This window comes from Pseudomonas sp. LBUM1648 (assembly GCF_059716145.1).
Genome location: NZ_CP166808.1, coordinates 1,084,680 through 1,107,718, shown reverse-complemented (window position 1 = coordinate 1,107,718; position 23,039 = coordinate 1,084,680). Strand labels below are relative to the sequence as shown.

At 59.2% G+C, this 23,039-nt stretch carries 19 protein-coding genes; 13 read left to right on the top strand and 6 right to left on the bottom strand.

What is annotated here, in order from left to right:
• The first annotated feature begins 43 nt into the window (after window positions 1–43).
• From rhlB to ACA043_RS04820, 4 genes are all read left to right on the top strand, one after another.
• Window positions 44–1,534, top strand: coding sequence for an ATP-dependent RNA helicase RhlB (gene rhlB / locus ACA043_RS04835; RefSeq protein WP_497658714.1), 1,491 nt, complete (start codon window positions 44–46; stop codon window positions 1,532–1,534).
• Between the two features lie 138 nt (window positions 1,535–1,672).
• Window positions 1,673–2,617, top strand: a complete 945-nt coding sequence (locus ACA043_RS04830) for an ornithine cyclodeaminase family protein (RefSeq protein ID WP_497658713.1) — start codon at window positions 1,673–1,675, stop codon at window positions 2,615–2,617.
• Window positions 2,618–2,664: 47 nt separating this feature from the next.
• A complete protein-coding gene (locus ACA043_RS04825; RefSeq protein WP_497658712.1) occupies window positions 2,665–3,792 on the top strand; it encodes an NAD(P)/FAD-dependent oxidoreductase in 1,128 nt (375 codons plus the stop codon).
• A 93-nt stretch (window positions 3,793–3,885) separates the two neighbouring features.
• Window positions 3,886–4,512 carry a helix-turn-helix transcriptional regulator gene (locus ACA043_RS04820; RefSeq protein ID WP_401271366.1) on the top strand — a complete coding sequence of 209 codons (627 nt, stop codon included), beginning with the start codon at window positions 3,886–3,888 and terminating at the stop codon, window positions 4,510–4,512.
• Between the two features lie 123 nt (window positions 4,513–4,635).
• On the opposite strand, the gene ACA043_RS04815 is transcribed toward ACA043_RS04820, so the two are convergent.
• The 6 genes from ACA043_RS04815 to ACA043_RS04790 form a co-directional block, all read right to left on the bottom strand.
• Window positions 4,636–5,412: an ABC transporter substrate-binding protein gene (locus ACA043_RS04815; RefSeq protein WP_497658711.1), complete on the bottom strand. Its 777-nt coding sequence runs from the start codon at window positions 5,410–5,412 to the stop codon at window positions 4,636–4,638.
• Between the two features lie 216 nt (window positions 5,413–5,628).
• Window positions 5,629–6,081: a molybdopterin synthase catalytic subunit MoaE gene (gene moaE / locus ACA043_RS04810; RefSeq protein ID WP_187676873.1), complete on the bottom strand. Its 453-nt coding sequence runs from the start codon at window positions 6,079–6,081 to the stop codon at window positions 5,629–5,631.
• A 3-nt stretch (window positions 6,082–6,084) separates the two neighbouring features.
• Entirely contained in the window at window positions 6,085–6,327 is a 243-nt protein-coding gene (gene moaD / locus ACA043_RS04805; protein WP_497658710.1) for a molybdopterin converting factor subunit 1, read from the bottom strand.
• Window positions 6,324–6,797 (bottom strand): cyclic pyranopterin monophosphate synthase MoaC, encoded by a 474-nt coding sequence (moaC, locus tag ACA043_RS04800; RefSeq protein ID WP_187676871.1) that lies wholly within the window; start codon window positions 6,795–6,797, stop codon window positions 6,324–6,326. The genes moaD and moaC overlap by 4 nt, the downstream gene beginning before the upstream one ends.
• A gap of 131 nt (window positions 6,798–6,928) precedes the next feature.
• Window positions 6,929–8,323, bottom strand: a complete 1,395-nt coding sequence (locus ACA043_RS04795) for a PhoH family protein (protein ID WP_187676870.1) — start codon at window positions 8,321–8,323, stop codon at window positions 6,929–6,931.
• Window positions 8,324–8,660: 337 nt separating this feature from the next.
• The gene (locus ACA043_RS04790) at window positions 8,661–9,785 is read right to left on the bottom strand and encodes a polysaccharide deacetylase family protein (RefSeq protein ID WP_187676869.1); all 1,125 of its coding nucleotides are present in this window, start codon (window positions 9,783–9,785) and stop codon (window positions 8,661–8,663) included.
• Between the two features lie 265 nt (window positions 9,786–10,050).
• On the opposite strand from ACA043_RS04790, the gene yaaA reads away from it, so the two are divergent.
• The 9 genes from yaaA (at window position 10,051) to ACA043_RS04745 (ending at window position 22,845) form a co-directional block, all read left to right on the top strand.
• Window positions 10,051–10,830 (top strand): peroxide stress protein YaaA, encoded by a 780-nt coding sequence (yaaA, locus tag ACA043_RS04785; RefSeq protein WP_489879183.1) that lies wholly within the window; start codon window positions 10,051–10,053, stop codon window positions 10,828–10,830.
• A gap of 811 nt (window positions 10,831–11,641) precedes the next feature.
• Window positions 11,642–12,958, top strand: coding sequence for a nucleotide sugar dehydrogenase (locus tag ACA043_RS04780; RefSeq protein WP_497658709.1), 1,317 nt, complete (start codon window positions 11,642–11,644; stop codon window positions 12,956–12,958).
• Window positions 12,959–13,056: 98 nt separating this feature from the next.
• Window positions 13,057–14,538: a mannuronan synthase gene (gene alg8 / locus ACA043_RS04775; protein ID WP_221729949.1), complete on the top strand. Its 1,482-nt coding sequence runs from the start codon at window positions 13,057–13,059 to the stop codon at window positions 14,536–14,538.
• Between the two features lie 35 nt (window positions 14,539–14,573).
• A complete protein-coding gene (locus ACA043_RS04770) occupies window positions 14,574–15,743 on the top strand; it encodes an alginate biosynthesis protein Alg44 (RefSeq protein ID WP_305441517.1) in 1,170 nt (389 codons plus the stop codon).
• A gap of 9 nt (window positions 15,744–15,752) precedes the next feature.
• Window positions 15,753–17,159: an alginate biosynthesis TPR repeat lipoprotein AlgK gene (gene algK, locus ACA043_RS04765; RefSeq protein WP_489879185.1), complete on the top strand. Its 1,407-nt coding sequence runs from the start codon at window positions 15,753–15,755 to the stop codon at window positions 17,157–17,159.
• Window positions 17,156–18,643 carry an alginate export family protein gene (locus ACA043_RS04760; RefSeq protein ID WP_497658708.1) on the top strand — a complete coding sequence of 496 codons (1,488 nt, stop codon included), beginning with the start codon at window positions 17,156–17,158 and terminating at the stop codon, window positions 18,641–18,643. Before algK ends, ACA043_RS04760 begins: the two co-directional genes overlap by 4 nt.
• Before the next feature lie 26 nt (window positions 18,644–18,669).
• The gene (algG, locus tag ACA043_RS04755; protein WP_489879186.1) at window positions 18,670–20,241 is read left to right on the top strand and encodes a mannuronan 5-epimerase AlgG; all 1,572 of its coding nucleotides are present in this window, start codon (window positions 18,670–18,672) and stop codon (window positions 20,239–20,241) included.
• A 10-nt stretch (window positions 20,242–20,251) separates the two neighbouring features.
• A complete protein-coding gene (locus ACA043_RS04750) occupies window positions 20,252–21,712 on the top strand; it encodes an alginate O-acetyltransferase (protein WP_497658707.1) in 1,461 nt (486 codons plus the stop codon).
• An 8-nt stretch (window positions 21,713–21,720) separates the two neighbouring features.
• On the top strand, window positions 21,721–22,845 hold the full coding sequence (locus ACA043_RS04745; protein ID WP_497658706.1) for a mannuronate-specific alginate lyase: 1,125 nt from the start codon (window positions 21,721–21,723) through the stop codon (window positions 22,843–22,845).
• Window positions 22,846–23,039: the final 194 nt, after the last annotated feature.

Here is a 23,039-nt window from a genome sequence, read left to right as displayed (position 1 = left end):
TGCATTACACTGGCCGGCGTACATTCCTTAACCAATTGATGAGATGACCGTGCTCAAAGCACTCAAGAAGATGTTCGGTAAAAGCGAGGCTGAGCAGCTCGCGCCAGTTCCCAGTGCGCCGTCGCACGCCCCCGGCCATCGCAGCGATGCCCGCCAGGCCGACCGCCCCGCTACCGTAGCGGCACCGAAACAAGAGTCACAAACGGCCGCCGTCGCCCCTTCATCTGCTGCTCCTGTTGCAGAAAGCGTGCACAACGAAGCACCGAAACCGGCCAGGCCTCGCCGCGAACCGAAGCCAAAGGCACCGGTCATCCCGTGGAAACTCGAAGACTTCGCCGTCGAGCCGCAGGAAGGCAAAACCCGCTTTCACGATTTCAAACTGTCTCCGGAACTGATGCACGCCATCCAGGACCTGGGCTTCCCGTATTGCACGCCGATCCAGGCGCAGGTGCTGGGTTTCACCCTCGCCGGCAAAGATGCCATCGGTCGCGCCCAGACCGGCACCGGCAAGACCGCCGCGTTCCTGATCTCGATCATCACCCAATTGCTGCAGACGCCGCCGCCGAAAGAGCGCTACATGGGCGAACCCCGCGCCCTGATTATCGCGCCGACCCGTGAGCTGGTGGTGCAGATCGCCAAAGACGCCGCCGACCTGACCAAGTACACCGGCCTGAACGTGATGACGTTCGTGGGCGGCATGGACTTCGACAAGCAGCTCAAGCACCTCGAAGCGCGCCACTGCGACATCCTCGTCGCGACGCCGGGCCGCTTGCTCGACTTCAACCAGCGCGGCGACGTGCACCTGGACATGGTCGAAGTAATGGTGCTGGACGAAGCCGACCGCATGCTCGACATGGGTTTCATCCCGCAAGTACGCCAGATCATTCGCCAGACCCCGCCGAAAAGCGAACGTCAGACATTGCTGTTCTCCGCGACCTTCACCGAAGACGTAATGAACCTGGCCAAGCAATGGACCACCGACCCGTCGATCGTCGAGATCGAGTCGCAGAACGTCGCCAACGAAAACGTCGAACAGCACATCTATGCCGTGGCCGGTGCCGACAAGTACAAACTGCTCTTTAACCTGGTCAACGATAACGGCTGGGAACGGGTGATCGTGTTTGCCAACCGCAAGGACGAAGTGCGACGCATCGAAGAACGCCTCGTGCGTGACGGCATCAACGCCGCGCAACTGTCCGGCGACGTCCCGCAGCACAAACGCATCAAAACCCTGGAAGGCTTCCGCGAAGGCAAGATTCGCGTGCTGGTCGCTACCGATGTTGCCGGTCGTGGTATCCACATCGACGGCATCAGCCACGTGATCAACTTCACCCTGCCGGAAGTCCCGGACGACTACGTGCACCGCATCGGCCGTACCGGTCGTGCCGGCGCCGATGGCGTGTCGATCAGCTTCGCCGGTGAGGACGACTCGTACCAGTTGCCGTCCATCGAAGAAAAGCTGGGCCGCAAGATCAGCTGTGAAACGCCGCCAACGCATTTGTTGCGCGCGGTTGAGCGCGCGCGTCCGCAGTAAACGACGTCATAAAAGAGAAGCGCAGCCGGATACGGACTGCGCTTTTTTTTCGTCCGGATTTTTCAACAGGTGCTTGCCCGGTAAAACTAAAAGTCCATAATGGACAAATTAGTTTAGATCTCACTTCCGGAGCCTGACATGTCCAGTACGCCCTACGTGATCGACCAAACCCAGGCCCATGAGCTGCTGATACGGATTGACGTGCCGCAAATCCTGCGCAAGCTGTTCCGCGACCTCGCTGCCGGCAACGCGGTGCAGCCGGCGCAGCAACGGGTGGAATTCCCGAAGGGCGCCGGTGACTTCATCAATTACCTGGGGGTGTTGGCCGAGGACGGCGTGTATGGCGTGAAGACTTCGCCGTATATCGTTCGCGAGCAAGGCGCACTCGTCACCGCATGGACGCTGCTGATGTCGATGCAGACCGGCCAACCGTTGTTGCTGTGCGATGCCGGTGAACTGACTACGGCGCGCACGGCTGCGACTACCGCAGTGGCCGTCGATGCCCTCGCCCCGCTGGATGCGCGGCGACTGGCGATCATCGGCAGCGGCAAGGTCGCCCAAGCGCACCTGCACTACGTGAAATCACTGCGCGACTGGCAGAGCATCAGCCTGTACTCGCCTTCGCTGACCGAAGACCGTGACACTCAGGCTCTGCTGAAAACCATTGCTCCAGACCTGAAGATCGCCAACAGCCGTGAAGCGGCGATAGCCGATGCCGACGTGATCATGCTCTGCACCTCGTCCGCAGGCCCCGTGCTCGACCCGGCCACCCTGAGCAAACCGGCACTGATCACCTCGATCAGCACCAACGCCCCACGCGCCCATGAAGTGCCACCGCAGAGCCTCAGCGACATGCAGGTGTTCTGCGACTATCGTCTGACCACGCCGGGTTCGGCGGGTGAGATGTTGATTGCCGCCGAGCAGCACGGCTGGGACAAGGATTCGATTGTCGGCGACCTCGCGGATCTGCTCAGCGAGAAAGTGCAGCGGCCCGGTTACGACCGTCACGTGTTTTTCCGCTCCATTGGTCTGGGTCTTGAAGACATTGCCCTGGCGAATGCGGTTTACCAATTACAGCGCTAACACCTCGACAGCTCCTACACGAGTTCTCGTAACCCTCGGAGATTTTCATGAGCCAGGCAGATTTCATCATCATCGGCGGCGGGATTGCTGGCGCTTCCACCGGCTTCTGGCTGTCACCGCACGCCAAAGTCATCGTGCTGGAACGTGAATCCCATCCGGCCTATCACTCCACCGGACGCTCCGCCGCACTGTTCACCGCCGCGTATGGCACACCGCAAGTACGCGCGCTGACCCAGGCCAGCCGTGAGTTCTTCGACAATCCACCGCCCGGCTTCTGCGAGCACCCGCTGCTGACCCCGCGCGGCGAAATGACCGTGGACTTCACCGGTGACGCCGCCGAACTGAATAACCAGTACCTCAGCGCCAAAGCCACGGTGCCACAGATGCAAATGCTCAGCGCCGACGAAGCCTGCGCGCGCCTGCCGATCCTGCGCCGGGAAAAAGTCCACGGCGCGATCTACGACCCGACGGCTTGCGATATCGACACCGACGCCCTGCATCAGGGCTACCTGCGCGGTATCCGTCGCAATAGAGGCGAAGTGCATACCGATTGCCAGGTGGTGAGCCTTGATCGCGACGCCAACGGTATTTGGCATGTGCAGACCAATGGCCAAACTTTCAGCGCTCCGGTGATCATCAACGCCGCCGGCGCCTGGGCCGACAAGGTCGGTGAAATGGCCGGCGCCCGATCGCTGGGCCTGCAACCAAAATGCCGTGCCGCATTCATTTTTGCCGGGCCCGAAGGCGTGGATATTCACCATTGGCCGATGCTGGTCAGCCTCGACGAATCGTTCTACATGAAACCCGATGCGGGCATGTTCCTTGGCTCGCCGGCCAACGCCGACCCAGTCGAGCCCCACGATGTGCAGCCGGAAGAACTGGATATTGCCATGGGCATCTACCAGATCGAGGAGGCCACGACCCTGACCATCCGCCGCCCGACCCGCACCTGGGCCGGCCTGCGCAATTTTGTCGCCGACGGCGACTTGCTCAGCGGTTTCGATCAGCAGGTGCCGGGGCTGTTCTGGGTAGCGGCGCAGGGCGGCTACGGCATACAGACTTCACCGGCAATGGGCCAGGCCAGTGCGGCATTGGTGCGCGGTGAACCGCTACCCGAGCACCTGCACCAGTTCGGGCTGGACAGCAGCATGCTATCCCCTGCCCGCCTCGCCTGATCCGCCGTCCGGATGACGCGCCCAACGGATTGCGGCACACTCGCAGCGCCTCCTGTTCACGGAGGCGTTGACGCTGCCTGGAGCTCCACTGTCATGACCGCCCCCGAATTCGACCCGGCAATGGATAACTTCCGTGCCATCGCCGACGCCATCGCCACGCTGTTCTTTCCTCACGCCGAAGTGGTGCTGCACGATCTGCGCACGCAGAAGGTCGACTACATCGCCAACAACTTGTCCAAACGCGAGATCGGCGACGAGTCATCGCTGGAAGACATGCTCAGCGAAGACGTCAGCGAGCGAAATATCGGCCCGTACGAAAAACTCAATTGGGATGGCCAGAAAATTCGCAGTCTGAGCACAGTCTTGCGCGACAGCGAAGACCATCCGCTGGCGGTGCTGTGCATCAATCTGAATATTTCGCTGTTCGAAAATGCCAAGGCTGCGCTGGATCTTTTTCTCTCGCCCAGCAAACTGATTCCACAACCGGATTCACTGTTTCGCGATGACTGGCAGGAGCGCATCAACACCTTCCTGCATGCGTGGCTGCGCGAACGACAACTGAGCCTTAATCTGCTGACCCGCGATCACAAACGCGAACTGGTGCTGGCGCTGCACGCCGAGGGCGCGTTCAAGGGCAAGAGCGCCTCGAACTATGTGGCCAACGTGCTGAACATGGGGCGGGCGACGGTGTACAAGCATCTGAAGGAATTGAAGGGCTGAAAATCTGCGGTGATTTTTCTGGCTCCATCGCTGGCAAGCCAGCTCCCACAGGTTCTGCGGTGATCACATATTTGTGCTCGACGCAGACAATGTGGGAGCTGGCGTGCCAGCGATGGCGGACTATCAGTCGCCGTAGATATCGGACTTGAAGTACTTCTCGGAAATCTTCTGATATTCGCCACTGGCGCGAATGCCATCAATCGCGCCATTCAACTGGCTGACCAACTCGGAATTGCCCTTGCGCACCGCAATCCCCGCCCCTTCGCCGACGTATTTCGGATCTTTCAACTCCGGCCCGACAAACGCATAGCCCTTGCCGCGCGGCATCGACAGGAAGTCGCTCAGTGGAATGGTGTCGGCAAAAATCGCGTCAAGACGACCGGCCGCCAGGTCCATGTAGATTTCTTCGTTGTTGCTGTAGCGCTTGACGTTGACGCCCTTGGGTTCGAACACCTCGGTGGCATAACGGTCGGTGGTGGTCGCACGCTGTACGCCGACGTTCTTGCCCTTGAGGCTGGCGTACTGGTCATCGACCGTGGCGCCGCCCTTCATCACCAGTCGCGACGAAGTGAAGTAGTACTTGTGGGTGAAATCCACTGACTTCTTGCGGTCTTCGTTGATCGTCATGGACGACAGCGCCATGTCGATTTTCTTCACTTTCAGGGAAGGAATCAGACCGTCGAATTCACCCTCGACCCACACGCATTTGACCTTCATCTGCGCGCACAGGGCATTGCCGATGTCGTAGTCGAAACCGACGATTTCACCTTTGTCGGTTTTCGAGGCGAAGGGTGGGTAAGCGGCTTCGATGCCGATGCGCAGGGTTTTCTCGGCGGCAAACGAGCTGGTGCACGCCAGCAGGCTAAGGGCCAGACCGGTGATGAGGGGGAGTTTCTTCATGTTCGTTCTCTCGCGGGTTATTGTTGGTTTGGCAAGACAGAAGAAAGAGCTGAACGGTGATTTTGTACTTGTAAATCCATACTGGACTTTAATGTATGGATCGTCAATCAGCAGAAAAAGCAAAAGATCGCAGCCTTCGGCAGCTCCTACATTGGGATGTCGTACACCCTGTAGGAGCTGCCGAAGGCTGCGATCTTTTTGGTGAAACAACAGGACTTACTTGTTCCAGCGATCCGCCGCCGCATGATCACTGTCGCGGCCTTCCACCCAGCGCGGGCCGTCGCTGGTGTTTTCTTTCTTCCAGAACGGCGCACGGGTTTTCAGGTAGTCCATGACAAAAGCGCAGGCATCGAATGCTGCCTGGCGATGGGCACTGGCGGCGCCGACAAAGACAATCGGCTCGCCCGGTTCCAGCGCGCCGATGCGGTGCAGCACTTCCAACTTCAACAACGGCCAACGCTGCTCGGCTTCGACGGCAATTTTGCCCAGGGCCTTTTCGGTCATGCCCGGGTAGTGTTCAAGGAACATGCCGGCCACATCGAGGCCATCGTTGAAGTCGCGCACGTAGCCGACAAAACTCACCACCGCGCCGACGCCGACATTGGCCGCATGCATCGCGTTGACTTCAGCACCCGGGTCGAACGGCTTGGCCTGCACGCGAATTGCCATGGCTCAGCCTCCGGTCACGGTCGGGAAGAACGCCACTTCGTCGCCATCGGTAACAGGCTCATCGAGTTGGCAGAGGTCTTCGTTGCGCGCGCACATCAGGTTCTGTTCGCACAACACCTCGGCGCCATCACGCTTGGCCAACAAAGCGCGCACGTCATCAACAGTGGCGAAATCGCCTTCGACCTTTATCGAATCAACACCGAGTGCTTCACGGTAACGGGCAAAAAACCTCACGGTCACGTTCATGGTTGCTCCGCCTGGAAGTGACCGCTCTTGCCACCGACCTTCTCCAGCAGCTTCACGCTTTCGATGGTCATGCCGCGATCCACGGCTTTGCACATGTCATAGATAGTCAGCGCAGCGACGCTGGCAGCGGTCAGCGCTTCCATCTCGACGCCGGTCTGCCCGGACAGTTTGCAACGGGCGACGATGCGCACGGCGTCTTCGCCTTCAGCGCTGAGTTCGACTTTGACGCCGGTGAGCATCAGCGGATGGCACAGGGGAATCAGATCGCTGGTTTTCTTCGCCGCCTGAATGCCGGCAATACGCGCTACGGCAAACACGTCGCCTTTGGGATGGCCGCCACTGACGATCATCTGCAGAGTTTCGGGGAGCATGCGCACCAGCGCTTGGGCCGTCGCTTCACGGAACGTCACGGCTTTTTCGGTGACGTCGACCATGTTGGCGCGACCTTGGGAATCGAGATGAGTCAGCACGGGATTACTCCTGATCAGGAGCGGGGATTGTAAACCTGCGGGTCAAATTTCCGCACGCTTGAATATGGCGTTCTTCGTATAGGGCATAAAAAACCGGGCGGATGTTGGGCCGCCCGGTTCTGTTGGAAGGATTAGAGATGCGATTCGGCGTATTCGGCCAGGATTGAGCGAGGCACCCCTTGCAGGGTGATGTGCACACCGTTGGGGAAATCCTTGAAGCGTTCGGTCAGGTAGGTCAGCCCGGAGCTGGTCGCGGACAGGTAAGGGGTGTCGATCTGCGCCAGGTTGCCCAGGCACACCACTTTGGAACCGGCACCGGCACGGGTGATGATGGTTTTCATCTGGTGCGGCGTGAGGTTCTGGCATTCGTCGATCAGGATCAGGCTCTGCTGGAAGCTGCGACCGCGAATGTAGTTGAGCGATTTGAACTGCAACGGCACTTTGCTGAGGATGTAGTCGACGCTGCCATGGGTGTTTTCGTCATCCATGTGCAAGGCTTCGAGGTTGTCGGTGATGGCGCCGAGCCAAGGCTCCATTTTTTCCGCTTCGGTGCCCGGCAGGAAGCCGATCTCCTGATCCAGACCCTGCACACTGCGGGTGGCGATGATGCGGCGATAACGCTTGCTGACCATGGTCTGCTCGATCGCAGCGGCCAGCGCCAGGATGGTTTTACCGGAACCGGCAGCGCCGGACAGGTTGACCAGATGGATGTCCGGATCAAGCAGTGCGTACAGCGCCAGGCTCTGATAGATGTCGCGCGGCTTGAGGCCCCAGGCTTCCTGGTGCAGCAGCGGTTCCTGATGCAGGTCGAGGATCAGCAGTTTGTCTTCCTGGATTTCCTTGATCCAGCCGACAAAGCCCTGTTCGTCAATGATGAACTCGTTGATGTGTACCGCCGGCAGGTTGTCGATCAGTTGCACCTGATGCCAGGTGCGGCCGTGGTCCTGACGGGTTTCGACCTTGCTCACGCGGTCCCAGAAAGAACCGGTCATGTTGTGGTAGCCGTTGGGTAGCAGGGACACGTCATCGACCAGTTGGTCGGTGCTGTAGTCCTCGGCCGCGATCCCGCAGGCGCGCGCCTTGAGGCGCATGTTGATGTCTTTGGTGACCAGCACCACAGCTTTCTGCGGATCACGGGTGTGCAGGTCGATCAACTGGTTGATGATTTTGTTGTCGTTCAGGTGCTCGGGCAGAATCAGGTTCGACTCGGCCTTTTTGCTCATCAGAATTGACAGCAAGCCCTTCGGCCCGCTCTTGCCGCGCTGGATCGGCACACCCAGTTCGACGTCCTCGGGGGAGGCGTCACCCAGGGTCTTGTCGATCAGCCGGATCGCCTGGCGGCATTCGGCGGCAACGCTGTGATGTCCGCTCTTGAGCTTGTCCAACTCCTCAAGCACGGTCATCGGGATCGCGACGTGGTGTTCTTCGAAATTAAGCAGGGCGTTTGGATCGTGAATCAATACGTTGGTATCGAGTACATAAAGGATTGGCTGGTTGGAGGAAGGGCTACGTCCGTGATCATCCATACTCGGTCACCTATGTCAGAGCCAGTAGACGCAATACCTTGGCGGTGCTGCGCCTCGAAGTGACTGCCGAAATCTCACCTGCGGAGATTCAAGTGACTGCAAACAAACGGGTCTTGGAAGACGCCACCTGTGTTGCAGGTTTCGGCGGTCTGTCTTCGTAATACTCCAAAACCCATGACATAAAAAAGCACTTTGACGGTTTTTTTAAGTTTATTTTGCAAAGTGACGAAAAGCCCTTGGCGGACCGCCCTGCCCCCGTTAGAGTCGGAAGTCCACCTGCACTGAAACCTCTGAAAAAATCACCCCAAGCCCAATGTTTCCGGGCTTTTGCCGTTTCTCAGCGAAACGCGTCCTGACAATCCTCCCAGCCGATGCCACTTTGCGCAGTTTGTGTGATCAGCCACGGCATCGCGGTCTTCACCGCATCCTGCTTCATGTTGAAATTGATCACTCCATGGCGCCACAACAGCATCAGGGTCAGCACCCGCTGCGCGCTCTGGGGCCCCTTGAGTTTGCCCGCGCCATCCTGGGCGTCGATGTCCCACAACGCCACTTGCAGACCCTGGCTATTGAAGAAACCTTGTGCGTCACTGCGGCGCTGGCCATCCGGCGGGCGGAACAGCGGCACGTAGTTTTCCGGCAATTTGTTCCTGACCAGATCAGCGCTGCGCCGCACCGAGTCCTGCCAGTCCTGCCAATGGCTGTGGGAACGGAACTCCCAACCCTGCACGCCGACGCATTGTTGCGAAAACGCCGCTTGCAGGTTGCTCACCGAACGGTCACCCAGCCGCGCCTGAATATCCTTGCCAAGCATGAAGAACGTGCCGCTCATGTTCGCCTTGCGCAGGTACTCGGTGAGCCAGTCGGTGTTGTCCGGTTGCACGTTGGCGGCGCTGTCGAAGGTCAGCAGAAACAGCCGGTCATGCATTTCCTCGCCGTTGCGCTCGTAGTCGCCAAAACGATCGAATTCGTTGCTGTTCTGAGGCGAAAGCGCAGCCTTGCGCATCAACTCGTCCAGATAGAGCAAATGGAAGATCCGGCTTGGCTCGGCCCACTTGGTGTAATAGCTGTCATCGCTGACCACGAACTTGGCGGCTTGCTCGCGCAGAGTCGGCAAGTCTTCGACGAGGAAGCAGAACGAGGCGTCCTGATCGCAGCTCTGCTGAGCGAAGTTGTAGTTGGCCAGCAGACGCTGCCACAGCCGTTGGCGCAGGCTATTAACCGCGTCGATATTGACCGTGCGCAGCCCCAGGCGCTGGGCCAGGGCGGCTTCGTCCATCGACTCGGTGCCCAGCAGACCGCGGGCGAACATGAGGATTTCCGCCCGCGATGCCACGTCGAACAGCGTAGGGCTGCTCAGTTGCTCCGGCCAGGTACTGCGATCCAGCGTCGCCACATCGCCCGGCGCCGCAACGGCACCGAAGCTCAATAGCCACGCGGTGAATAAAAGAACAATGCGCAATGGGATGTCTCCGTAACAAAACCCGGGCGGCACTATAGCTGATCCCACACAGTTCCCTCAGCAACACAGATTCCCATGTGGGAGCGAGCCTGCTCGCGAATACGGATTCAGATCCGCCATCGAAGTCGACTGATGCACTGCTTTCGCGAGCAGGCTCGCTCCCACGGGGGATTGGGGCCAGCCGTCGATCACCTATGGACTTGATAGCTGGAGTCAACACCGACAACCCCCTAGAATCGCCCCCACGATTAAAGGAGACGACTTCATGCTGATGGTGATTTCCCCCGCCAAGACCCTCGATTACGAAACACCGCCGGCGACCCAGCGCTTCACCCAGCCGCAATACCTCGACCACTCTCAGGAGCTGATTCAGCAATTGCGTGAGCTGACGCCAGCGCAGATCAGCGAATTGATGCACGTCTCAGACAAGATCGGCGGGCTCAACGCCGCACGTTTCGGCAGCTGGACGCCAGCCTTCACCCCGGAAAACGCCAAGCAGGCCCTGCTCGCATTCAAGGGTGACGTCTACACCGGTCTCGACGCCCAGTCCTTCAGTGAAGCGAATTTCGATTACGCACAAAAACACCTGCGCATGCTCTCGGGCCTTTATGGCCTGCTGCGCCCGCTGGATCTGATGCAACCCTATCGCCTGGAAATGGGCACCAAACTGGCCAACGCGCGCGGCAAGGATTTGTACGCGTTCTGGGGCACGCGCATCAGTGAATGGCTGAATGAAGCATTGGCCGAGCAAGGCGATGATTTGCTGCTCAACCTGGCGTCCAACGAGTACTTCTCTGCTGTCAAACGCACCGCGTTGAATGCGCGAATCATCAATGCCGATTTCAAGGATCTGAAAAACGGTCAGTACAAGATCATCAGTTTCTACGCGAAAAAGGCCCGTGGTTTGATGAGCCGCTTCGTGATCCAGGAACGCATCAACGACCCAGCCCAGCTCAAGCAGTTCGATGTGCAGGGTTATCGCTACAGCGCCGAGCAATCGAAACCGGACAATCTGGTGTTTTTGCGCGATCACGCCCCCGAATAAAGCATGCCCGTTGCACGACTCTTTCTATAAAGAGTCGTGCAGGTCGCACGATGTCAAAAATCCCCCGCCTGTTTTTGCCATTTTTATGGCGCCAAAAAAATATCCCCATCTTTTCTAATATTAGTTTCACTCGACACTGATCTTTTTTTTCAGTAGTGGCACCTAAATTTTTTCACCGTAGTGGCACAAAACTATCTAATGTGATTATTCGCCTGTTAATAAAGGTCGAAAACGAAAGTGCTATCAAATTGAGACTAGTGCCATCTAGGACAATATTTCAAGAAATTTCAGATTTCGCGATGAGCGGGCAGGAACTTCGTCCAAATGCATAGCTCATACCACCGGTAACGATTCTCGCCGAGTTTGTACGAGATAACTTACGCAGGGTCGATAGTCATGTAACCAAGTTGTCACAGCAACTTGCCTAGATGACTAACCAGTCTGAAAACAACTTGATGGACAGGAGATACGCACCATTAATATCCCCTGCAAGGCCATGACCGCGCCCCTATAAACGTGCTCGCCTGAGCACCCAACCGCTTGATTTTAAAGGCTTCTACCTGACATCAAGCGCGTAAAAACGACTGCACCAAGATCTTCAGACATGAAGATTGGCTGCAAAACAGGGCAAGTCATAACAACAAAGCCTGGTTGCGCACATCTTGAGTGCACTTATTTAGACACTCGAAACTTAGTATGCCTGCACACGGCATTGTGGCGCCTGTATGCCGCACTTTCGAGTGCACTAATGAACGCTGAACACCATTAACTCCGGCCCTCTAACGGCCTGATATATACAGAGGTAATTGCGATGCGCATCAGCATATTTGGTTTGGGTTACGTTGGCGCAGTGTGTGCCGGTTGCCTGTCTGCACGGGGCCATGACGTGATTGGCGTCGACGTTGCCAAAGACAAGATCGACATGATCAACGCCGGTAAATCGCCGATTGTTGAACCGGGCCTGGGCGAACTTCTGCAACAGGGTATTCAGACCGGTCGCCTGCGTGGCACGACCAACTTCGCCGAGGCGATTCGTGACACCGATCTGTCGATGATCTGCGTCGGTACGCCGAGCAAGAAGAACGGCGACCTGGAACTGAACTACATCGAAGCGGTATGCCGCGAGATCGGTTTTGTCCTGCGTGAAAAATCCACCCGCCACACCATCGTCGTGCGCAGCACCGTACTGCCGGGCACTGTCGCAAACGTTGTCATCCCGATCCTCGAAGATTGCTCCGGCAAGAAGGCTGGCGTTGATTTCGGCGTTGCGGTCAACCCTGAGTTCCTGCGTGAATCCACCGCCATCGCCGACTACGACCTGCCACCGATGACCGTCATCGGCGAGTTCGACAAGGCTTCGGGCGACGTTCTGCAATCGCTGTACGAAGAACTCGACGCGCCGATCATCCGCAAGGACATCGCTGTCGCCGAGATGATCAAGTACACCTGCAATGTCTGGCACGCGACCAAAGTGACCTTCGCCAACGAGATCGGCAACATCGCCAAAGCGGTCGGCGTCGATGGCCGTGAAGTGATGGAAGTGGTCTGCCAGGACAAGACCCTCAACCTGTCCCAGTACTACATGCGCCCGGGTTTCGCTTTCGGCGGCTCCTGCCTGCCAAAAGACGTGCGTGCCCTGACCTACCGCGCCGGTTCCCTGGACGTCGAGGCACCGCTGCTCAACTCGCTGATGCGCAGCAACGAATCGCAAGTGCAGAACGCCTTCGACATCGTTGAAAGCCACGACAAACGCAAAGTCGCCCTGCTCGGTCTGAGCTTCAAGGCCGGCACCGACGACCTGCGCGAAAGCCCGCTGGTAGAGCTGGCAGAAATGCTGATCGGCAAGGGTTACGACCTGAGCATCTACGACAGCAACGTCGAGTACGCCCGTGTTCACGGCGCGAACAAGGACTACATCGAGTCGAAAATCCCGCACGTGTCGTCCCTGCTCAACGCGGACTTCGATTCGGTGGTCAACAACTCCGACGTGATCATCCTCGGCAACCGCGACGAGAAATTCCGCGCGCTGGCTCAGCAAGCACCGCACGGCAAACAGGTCATCGACCTGGTCGGTTTCATGGCCAAAGCCACCGACACCGGTACGCGCACCGAAGGCATTTGCTGGTAACGCAGCCCTAAGCGACAAGCCTCGAGCTGCCAGCCAAAGCGTTTCGCTTGCAGCTCGAAGCTTGCGGCTTGAAGCCTTCTCACCTTCGGATGACGTTGATGACCAAGCTCAAACATTTTTTTCTGCAATCCGCCGGCTGGCTTTTTTATCTCAGTCTGCTGATGGGCCTGGCCTTGATGCTGCCCACGTCCACATTCGACTCCGAGTCGAAGGACTTCATTTTCCTGATTGGCGCAGTGGGTATCTGGCGCTATTCGATGGGTGCAACGCACTTTGTGCGCGGCATGATTTTCCTCTACATCGTTTACCCGCACCTGCGCCGTAAAGTGCGCAAGCTGGGTAAAGCGGCAGATCCGTCGCATGTGTTTCTGATGGTCACCAGTTTCCGTATCGACGCGCTGACCACTGCGCAGGTCTACAGCTCGGTGATCCGCGAAGCCATCGACTGCGAACTGCCGACCACCGTGGTCTGCTCGATCGTGGAAATGTCCGATGAGCTGCTGGTCAAGGCGCTGTGGGCACGGATGAATCCGCCTGAGCGAGTCAAACTCGACTTCGTGCGCATTCCCGGCACCGGCAAGCGTGATGGCCTGGCCTACGGTTTCCGCGCGATCTCCCGTCACCTGCCAGACGACCGCGCCGTAGTGGCCGTGATCGATGGCGATACCGTGCTCGGCGAAGGCACCGTGCGCAAGACCGTGCCGTGGTTCCAGTTGTTCGGCAATGTCGGCGGCCTGACCACCAACGAGTTCTGCGAAGTACGCGGCGGCTACATCATGAGCGAATGGCACAAGCTGCGTTTCGCCCAGCGTCACATCAACATGTGCTCGATGGCCCTGTCCAAGCGCGTGCTGACCATGACCGGGCGCATGTCGGTGTTCCGTGCCACCGTGGTCACCAACCCGGAGTTCATCGCCGACGTTGAAAGCGACTCGCTGCAGCACTGGCGTCTGGGCCGATTCAAGTTTCTGACCGGCGACGACAAGTCGAGCTGGTTCAGCCTGATGCGTCTCGGTTACGACACCTTTTACGTGCCTGACGCGGCGATCAACACCGTTGAACACCCGCCGGAAAAGAGCTTCATCAAGGCCAGTCGCAAACTGATGTTCCGCTGGTACGGCAACAACCTGCGACAGAACTCCCGCGCCTTGGGCCTGGGTGTGAAACGCCTCGGCGCCTTCACCTCGGTGGTGCTGTTCGATCAGCGCGTGTCGATGTGGACGTCGCTGCTCGGTCTGACCGTGGCGATCATCGCCAGCTTCAAGTACGGCACCGCGTTCATCCTGGTTTACCTGCTGTGGATCGGCATCACCCGCCTGATTCTGACCCTGCTGTTGTCCTGCTCCGGTCACCGGATCGGCCCGGCCTACCCGGCGATTCTTTATTACAACCAGATCGTCGGTGCGCTGGTGAAGATCTACGTGTTCTTCCGCCTCGACCAACAATCCTGGACTCGCCAACCCACTTCCCTGACCCGTGATCTCGCCAGCTTTCAACGTTGGTTCAACACCTGGTCGTCTCGGACCATGACCTTCTCCGCCGGCAGCATTTTCGTCGCCGTGCTGCTGATGATGGTCTGACCCGCCCCTATTGAATTAACAAGGAAATCGCCCCTATGAATACCGCCGTCAACGCCAACGTAGTGCATGAATCCGAAGCCCAGCGCCAACACGCCCGAGTGAAAATCCCGGCCAAGCTGCGTTTCTTCGGCCCCGACCGGACGCCAATGGAAGCACGGGTCCTCGACCTGTCCGCCGGTGGTCTGGCGTTCAACGCCGGGCAAATGCCGCTGACCATTGGCGAGGTGTACAAGGCCCGCCTGCAATTCGTCATCGACAACCTCGGCCTGGCCATGGACGTTGAACTGCAGGTGCGCTCCTTCGACCGCCAGACCGGCCGTGCCGGTTGCCAGTTCCAGAACCTTGAGCCGCAGGACATTTCCACCCTGCGCCACTTGATCACTTCGCACCTGGCCGGCGACATCGTCAGCATGGGTGAAGTACTGGCGACCCTGCAGCGCGACAACTTCACCAAGGCGCGCAAGGTCAAGGATGGCGGCAGCGGCATGACCCCGTTCGGGCGTCTGAAAGCAGTGACGTTCAGTGCCGGTATTTTTGCGGTCGGCCTGGTTGCGGCGGGTTTCATTTTCAAATCGGTGTACGGCATGTACTTCGTCAGCCATGCACAGGCGGGCCTTGTCAGCGTACCGGGCATGAACATCACCATGCCGCGCGACGGCACCGTGCAGAGTCTGGTCAAGTCCGACGGCGTCGCCGCCAAAGGCGCACCGCTGGCGACCTTCAGCACCAGCATGCTCGACGTGCTCAAAGGGCATCTGGAAGAAGACCAACTGTCCCCGGCCAAGGTTGAAGAACTGTTCGGCAAGCAAATGACCGGCACCCTAACCTCGCCGTGCGATTGCACCGTGGCCCAGCAACTGGTGGCCGACGGTCAATACGCGAGCAAGGGCGATGTGATCTTCCAATTGGTACCGCGCAACACCGAGGCGAATGTGGAAGCACGCTTCTCCTATCGCCAGTTCGGCGACGTGCGTCCGGGCACCCCGGTGAGCTTCCAGATCGCCGGCGAAGACAAGATCCGCACCGGCAAGATCGTCAGCAGCACCAGCCTGAAAAGCGCCGACCTGTCCTCCGATATCCGCGTACAGATCAAGCCTGACGAGTCGCTCGACAGCAGCCTCGCCGGCCGTCCGGTGGAAGTGAACAGCGACCGTGGCCCGAACCTGAACTGGCTGATCGACAAAGCCATGGCTGCCGGTCTTTAAGTCGAGGACATGCCTGTGACTAGCCCAATCAGAATCCTGCCGGTTCCGCTGACCCTGGCCATGGCAATTGCCCTGGCCGGTTGCGCCGGCCTGCCCGATCAGCGTCTGGCCAACGAAGCGCTCAAGCGTGGCGACACCGCCACCGCCGCGCAGAACTACCAGCAACTGGCCGATCTGGGTTACAGCGAAGCGCAAGTGGGCCTCGCCGATATTCAGGTCGACAGCCGCGATCCTGCGCAAATGAAACAGGCCGAAGCGACGTATCGCGCAGCGGCCAGCGTTTCGCCTCGTGCTCAGGCTCGTCTCGGTCGCTTGCTGGTGGCCAAACCCGGTTCCACCGAAGCCGAGCACCACGAAGCCGAGACCCTGCTGAAAAAAGCCGCCGCCAATGGCGAAGGCAATACGTTGATCCCGCTGGCGATGCTGTACCTGCAATACCCGCACAGCTTCCCGAACATCAACGCCCAGCAGCAGATCGACCAGTGGCGCAAATCCGGCTACCCCGAAGCAGGTCTCGCGCAAGTGCTGCTGTATCGCACTCAAGGCACCTACGACCAGCATCTGGATGACGTGGAAAAGATCTGCAAAGCCGCGCTCAACACCACCGACATTTGCTATGTCGAACTGGCCACGGTCTATCAGAAACGTGCCCAGCCTGAGCAACAGGCTGAGCTGATCAAGCAGATGCAGGCCCGTTACAGCCATGGCACCGTCACCGCTCAACGCGTCGATTCGGTTGCCCGCGTACTGGCCGATTCGACCCTGGGCAAGACCGACGAAAAAACCGCGCAGTCTTTGCTTGAGCCGATTGCTCCAGGCTACCCGGCGTCGTGGGTGACCCTCGCGCAACTGCTTTACGACTACCCGGAACTGGGCGACGTCGACCAGATGATGAAGTACCTGGACAACGGCCGCGCCGCCGACCAGCCGCGCGCCGAGCTGTTGCTGGGCAAGCTTTACTACGAAGGCAAAATGGTTCCGGCTGACGCCAAAGTCGCCGAAGAACATTTCCAGAAAGCCGTGGGCCGTGAAGTCGCTGCCGATTACTACCTCGGCCAGATCTACCGCCGTGGTTACCTGGGCAAGGTCTATCCGCAGAAGGCTCTCGACCATTTGCTGACCGCTGCGCGCAACGGCCAGAACAGCGCCGACTTCGCCATCGCCCAGCTGTTTTCCCAAGGCAAGGGCACCAAGCCCGACCCGCTCAACGCCTATGTATTCAGCCAGTTGGCCAAGGCGCAAAACACCCCGCAAGCCGATGAACTGGCGACGACTATCGCTGCCCAGTTGCCGCCCGAGCGTCTGGCCGAAGCCCAGCGCCTGCTGCGACAGGAACAGGCCAGCCGTGGCGCCCTGAATCAGAACACGCTGCAACTGCACGCCCTGCAAGAAGAAGACGGCGAGGAAAAACTATGAAGCTCAATCCATTCGTGAAGGCCGGCATTGGCCTCACTTTCGCGCTGATCTGGTCTTGCCCGACACTGGCTGCGATGACTGAAAGCAAAAACTTCGGCCTCGAAGTGAAAATCACCGGCCAGTCCGAAGACGACCGCGACCTCGGCACCGCCAGTGGCGGCGACGTCAACGGTGTCGGCCTCGATCTGCGTCCGTGGGTCTACGGCGAAAGCGGCGCGTGGAGCGCCTACGCCATGGGCCAGGCCGTGACCTCGACCGACATCATCGAGACCGACACCCTGCAGCAGTCCGACAGCGACGGCACCCAGACCACCGACAACGGTGATCGCAAGACCAAGAAAAACTACCTGGCGATGCGTGAGTTCTGGGTCGGCTACAGCGGCCTCACCCCTTACCCGGGCGAGATGCTCAAGTTCGGTCGCCAACGCCTGCGCAATGACGACGGCCAATGGCGCGACACCAACATCGAAGCGCTGAACTGGACTTTCGACACCACCCTGTTGCGCGCCAACGTCGGTGTTGCCGAACGCTTCAGCGAATACCGCACCGACCTCAAAGAGCTGGCACCGAAAGACAAGGATCGCCTGCACGCCTACGCCGATGCCGCTTACCAGTGGACACCGGGTAACTGGGTCGGCATTCGCGGTCACCATACCCACGATGACGGCAAACTGGATTATCCGGAGCCGGGTGTTGCCGCTGATTCGCTGGACAAGAAAGAGAACGGCGACATCAGCTGGCTCGGTCTGACCGCCGACAGCGATGCCTACAACTGGCGCAACACCAACACCGTCAACTACTGGGGCAGCATCACCGGCATGAGCGGCGACCGCGACACGGTCAACGCGCTGAACGCCGATGGTTCGCGCCCGGCGCAAGCCAAGCGCAGCGATGACGTCGACGGCTGGGCCACCGACATCGGTGTGCGTCTGCGCCTCGACCCGCAATGGCAAGTCGGTGCCGCCTATGCCCGCGCCAGCGCCGATTACGAACAGACCGGTCTGGAAAGCAATCGCTCGAACTACACCGGTACCCGTTCGCGCGTACACCGTTTCGGCGAAGCCTTCCGTGGCGAAATGAACAACATGCAGACCGCCACCCTGTTCGGTTCGTGGATGCTCAACGACGAGTACGACGCCAGCCTGATCTACCACAAGTTCTGGCGCGTCGACGGCAGCAAACCGGTGGGCAGCAATGGCATCAACGCCGTGGAGAACAACACCGACAACGTGACCGGCGCCATCCTCTCCAGCACTTCGCTGCCACTTCAGGACGGCAACAAGGATCTGGGTCAGGAGATGGACCTGGTCGTCACCAAGTACTTCAAGCAAGGCCTGTTGCCGGCGGCGTTGAGCCAGTCGATCGACGAGCCTTCGGCACTGGTGCGATTCCGTGGCGGCGTGTTCAAGCCGGGCGACGCCTATGGCAGCCAGGTTGATTCGTACATGCACCGCGCGTTCATCGACGTGATCTGGCGCTTCTGATGCAAACCGCGAAGGGAGTGCCCGACATGAACCATGCAAGGAAAGGCTCGCTCAGCCTGTTGGCCGGCGCAATGCTGCTGGCCTCGGCTGGTGCCTTCGCCACGGTGGAACCGGCCAAGCCTGTGACCACCGCCAAAGAGTTGCAGCAAGCCAAGACCTACACCGTCAGCAGCGCACCCACCGAGGCGCTGAACCTGGCCGCGCCAAAACTGCCGGACATCTCCGGCTACACCGCCGAAGCCGCCGCCGCGAAAATCGTGCGCAGCAAAGCGGGCAAGGTCAGCGTGCGCCGGATGATGCAGGAAGACGCCCTGAAGGACTTCATCGGCGGCGACAACAAGATGGCCGAATGGGTGGTGCGTCAGCATGGCATCCCGCAGGCGATCTTCGTCGACGACGGTTACATCAACCTCAAGGAGCTGGCGCAGAAACTGCCCAAGCAGTATTTCAGCGAGACCTCGCCGGGCGTGTACCTGTCGAAGTTGCCGATCGTGGTTGGCCGTAAAGGCATCCTCGAAATCGACGGCCAGACCCAGGAATTGCGTCTGTCCCAAGAGGCCGGTTCGTTCCTGGTCAACGACGGTCAGTTGTTTGTGCGTGACACCAAAGTCACTGGCTGGCGCGAGAAGGAAAACGGCCCGGCGACGTTCCGTTCGCCGAAAGAATTCCGTCCGTTCCTGCTCGCCTGGGGCGGCACCGAGACCTACATCGTCAACAGCAAGATGGCCAGTTTCGGTTACGCCAACAGTAAGTCGTACGGGGTGAGTATTTCCCAGTACACGCCGAACATGGCCAAGGTGCTCAAGCGTTCCGAGCCGACCGGCTGGATCGTCGGCTCCGAGTTCTCGGACATGTGGTACGGCTTCTACTGCTACGAGACCCGCGACTTTGTGGTCAAGGGCAACACCTACAAAGACAACATCGTCTACGGCATCGACCCGCACGACCGCTCCCACGGCCTGATCATTGCCGAGAACACTGTTTACGGCACGAAGAAGAAGCACGGGATCATCATTTCCCGTGAGGTCAACGACAGCTTCATCTTCAACAACAAAAGCTACGACAACAAACTCTCGGGCCTGGTGATCGACCGTAACAGCGTCAACAACATCATTGCTTACAACGAGATCTACAAGAACCACACCGACGGCATCACCCTCTACGAGTCTGCCGACAATCTGCTGTGGGGCAACAAGGTCATCAGCAACAAGCGCCACGGCATCCGCATTCGTAACAGCGTGAACATTCGCCTCTACGAAAACATCGCCATGGCCAACGGTCTGACCGGCGTCTACGGCCACATCAAAGACCTGACCGACACCGACCGCGACATCAAGCTCGACCCGTTCGACGCGCAAGTGTCGCTGATCGTGGTCGGCGGTGAACTGGCGGCCAACGGCAGCGGCCCGCTGTCGATCGACTCGCCTTTGAGCGTCGAGCTGTACCGCGTATCGATGCTGGCGCCGACCAAATCCAGCGGCATCAGCTTCAACGGCATCCTCGGCGAGCGCCAGGATGAAATTCTCGACTTGCTGGTGCGCCAGCAGAAAGCCGTGCTGATCGACCCTGTCGAACGCCAGACAGAAATGCAGGACTGAGGATAATTTTATGCACCCACACTTGATCAAATTACTCAGCCTGTCGGCCCTGACCGTGGGCATTCTGGCGGCCAGCAATGGCGCCCGTGCCGATGAGGCTGCCGGCGCTACCCCGCCGAAGTTCACCGCCGATCCGTGCTGCAACCTGTGCCCTGAAGCACACGACGCGAAGAATTACACCACGCGTTATCAGCAGAACTTCACCACGCTGGTGCAGGCCCAGGGCGACTGGCTGTTCCGTACCCAGGAAGACCTGCGCACCGAATTCAACACCACCCCGGCCGGCTACAAGCGCATGCAGCAACTGCACGATGCGTTCAAGAGCAAAGGCGTCGAGCTGGTGATCGTCTATCAGCCGACCCGTGGCCTGGTGAACCGCAACAAGCTCAACCCGCAGGAAAAAGCCGCGTTCGATTACGAGAAGGCGTTGGGTAACTACAAGACCATGCTCGGCCGTTTCGCCAAGATGGGTTACGTGGTGCCGGACCTGTCGCCACTGACCAACGAATCGCTGCCAGACACCCTGCCCGCCCACGACTTCTACTTCCGCGGCGATCAACACTGGACGCCATACGGCGCCCAGCGCACAGCGAAAATCGTCGCCGAGAAGGTCAAGCAGATCCCGGCCTTCGCCGACATTCCCAAGCGTGAGTTCGAGACCAAAAAGTCCGGGCGCATGGGCAAGACCGGCACCCTGCACAACATGGCCGGGCAACTGTGCGGCACCAGTTATGCGATCCAGTACATGGACCAGTTCACCACCGAGCCTAAGGGCGAAGCCGGTGACGGCGATCTGTTCGGTGATTCCGGCAACCCGCAAATCACCCTCGTGGGTACATCGCACAGCGGCAAGAACTACAACTTCGCCGGCTTCCTCGAAGAGGCTATCGGCGCCGACATTCTCAACGTCGCCTTCCCCGGCGGTGGTCTGGAAGGTTCGATGTTGCAGTACCTGGGCAGCGACGAATTCCAGAAGACTCCACCGAAGATTCTCATCTGGGAATTCTCGCCGCTGTATCGCCTTGATCAGGAAACCATCTATCGCCAGATGATGGCCCTGCTCGACAACGGCTGCGAAGGCAAAGATGCACAGATGACCGGCAGCGCCACGCTGAAGCCGGGCAGCAAACAAGAACTGATGGTCAACAGCAAGAACCTGAACCTGCAGAACAGCAGCCATCAGGTCGACATCCGCTTCGCCGACACCTCGGTGAAAACCCTGCAAGCCACCCTCTGGTACATGAACGGTCGCCACGAGGACATCAAGATCGAGAAACCGGAAACCTCCGACACCGACGGTCGTTTCGCCTTTGAGCTGCGCACGGACGAAGACTGGGCCTCGCAAAACCTGCTGGCGGTCGAAGTCCAAGGGCCAGAAGCCGGCGTCGCGCCACAGAAAGTCGAAGCGAAAATCTGCAAACGCAACGTATTCCCGAGCGCTGGGCAACAAACCGCTCAGGTCGGGCAATGAGGTCTGCTATGCGAAACTCGAAACTGAAAACTCTTTTAGCGCCGACGCTGCTCGGGCTGGCGATCTTCGCCGGCACCGCGCAGGCCGCCGCACCACTGCGTCCACCTCAGGGCTACTTCGCGCCTGTGGATAAATTCAAGACCGGCGACAAAAGCGAAGGCTGCGATGCAATGCCGACGCCGTACACCGGGGCGTTGCAATTTCGCAGCAAATACGAAGGCTCGGACAAGGCCCGTTCGACATTGAACGTGCAGTCGGAAAAAGCCTTCCGCGACACCACCAAAGACATCACCACGCTGGAACGCGGCACCGCCAAACGCGTCATGCAGTTCATGCGTGACGGTCGCCCGGAGCAGCTCGATTGCACGCTGAACTGGCTGACCGCGTGGGCCAAGGCCGATGCGTTGATGTCCAAGGACTTCAACCACACCGGCAAGTCGATGCGCAAATGGGCGCTGGGCAGCATGGCCTCTTCGTACATACGCCTGAAGTTCTCCGACTCGCATCCGCTGGCTCAACACCAGCAGGAGGCGCAGGAGATCGAAGCGTGGTTCAGCAAAATGGCCGATCAGGTGGTCAGCGACTGGGACAACCTGCCGCTGGAAAAAACCAACAACCACTCGTACTGGGCAGCCTGGTCGGTGATGGCGACGTCCATCGCGACCAACCGCCGTGACCTGTTTGATTGGGCGGTGAAGGAATACAAGGTCGGCGTGAATCAAGTCGATGCTGACGGTTTCCTGCCGAACGAACTCAAGCGCCAGCAACGCGCCCTCGCCTATCACAACTACGCCCTGCCGCCGCTGGCAATGATCGCCAGTTTCGCTCAGGTCAACGGTGTGGATTTGCGTCAGGAAAACAACGGCGCGCTGAAGCGTCTGGGTGATCGCGTATTGGCCGGCGTGAAAGACCCGGACGAATTCGAAGAGAAGAACGGCAAGAAGCAGGACATGACCGACTTGAAAGAGGACATGAAATTCGCCTGGCTCGAACCGTTCTGCACGCTCTACACCTGCCCGGCCGATGTGATCGAGAAGAAGCGCGGAATGCAACCGTTCAAGACCTTCCGCCTCGGCGGCGACCTGACCAAGGTCTACGACCCGTCCCATGAAAAGGGCAACAAGGGTTCTTGAAAGGCGAAGAGCAAAAGCCCCTCACCCTAACCCTCTCCCGGAGGGAGAGGGGACTGAACGAGGTGCTTTTCAGAAATTCGCCGACCTGAAATATCGAGCCGATCTCCTTTTCTGAAGACCATGGAGATCTGGCTCCCTCTCCCTCCGGGAGAGGGCGGGGGGTGAGGGGCGCGGTCTGACGGCCAGCTCCGACC

What these genes read in the sequence shown, in the direction of transcription:
- rhlB (WP_497658714.1), top strand. Translation starts at nt 44, where the DNA reads ATGACCGTGCTCAAAGCACTCAAGAAGATGTTCGGTAAAAGCGAGGCT.
- ACA043_RS04830 (WP_497658713.1), top strand. Translation starts at nt 1,673, where the DNA reads ATGTCCAGTACGCCCTACGTGATCGACCAAACCCAGGCCCATGAGCTG.
- ACA043_RS04825 (WP_497658712.1), top strand. Translation starts at nt 2,665, where the DNA reads ATGAGCCAGGCAGATTTCATCATCATCGGCGGCGGGATTGCTGGCGCT.
- ACA043_RS04820 (WP_401271366.1), top strand. Translation starts at nt 3,886, where the DNA reads ATGACCGCCCCCGAATTCGACCCGGCAATGGATAACTTCCGTGCCATC.
- ACA043_RS04815 (WP_497658711.1), bottom strand. Translation starts at nt 5,412, where the DNA reads ATGAAGAAACTCCCCCTCATCACCGGTCTGGCCCTTAGCCTGCTGGCG.
- moaE (WP_187676873.1), bottom strand. Translation starts at nt 6,081, where the DNA reads ATGGCAATTCGCGTGCAGGCCAAGCCGTTCGACCCGGGTGCTGAAGTC.
- moaD (WP_497658710.1), bottom strand. Translation starts at nt 6,327, where the DNA reads ATGAACGTGACCGTGAGGTTTTTTGCCCGTTACCGTGAAGCACTCGGT.
- ACA043_RS04795 (WP_187676870.1), bottom strand. Translation starts at nt 8,323, where the DNA reads ATGGATGATCACGGACGTAGCCCTTCCTCCAACCAGCCAATCCTTTAT.
- yaaA (WP_489879183.1), top strand. Translation starts at nt 10,051, where the DNA reads ATGCTGATGGTGATTTCCCCCGCCAAGACCCTCGATTACGAAACACCG.
- ACA043_RS04780 (WP_497658709.1), top strand. Translation starts at nt 11,642, where the DNA reads ATGCGCATCAGCATATTTGGTTTGGGTTACGTTGGCGCAGTGTGTGCC.
- alg8 (WP_221729949.1), top strand. Translation starts at nt 13,057, where the DNA reads ATGACCAAGCTCAAACATTTTTTTCTGCAATCCGCCGGCTGGCTTTTT.
- ACA043_RS04770 (WP_305441517.1), top strand. Translation starts at nt 14,574, where the DNA reads ATGAATACCGCCGTCAACGCCAACGTAGTGCATGAATCCGAAGCCCAG.
- algK (WP_489879185.1), top strand. Translation starts at nt 15,753, where the DNA reads ATGCCTGTGACTAGCCCAATCAGAATCCTGCCGGTTCCGCTGACCCTG.
- ACA043_RS04760 (WP_497658708.1), top strand. Translation starts at nt 17,156, where the DNA reads ATGAAGCTCAATCCATTCGTGAAGGCCGGCATTGGCCTCACTTTCGCG.
- algG (WP_489879186.1), top strand. Translation starts at nt 18,670, where the DNA reads ATGAACCATGCAAGGAAAGGCTCGCTCAGCCTGTTGGCCGGCGCAATG.
- ACA043_RS04750 (WP_497658707.1), top strand. Translation starts at nt 20,252, where the DNA reads ATGCACCCACACTTGATCAAATTACTCAGCCTGTCGGCCCTGACCGTG.
- ACA043_RS04745 (WP_497658706.1), top strand. Translation starts at nt 21,721, where the DNA reads ATGCGAAACTCGAAACTGAAAACTCTTTTAGCGCCGACGCTGCTCGGG.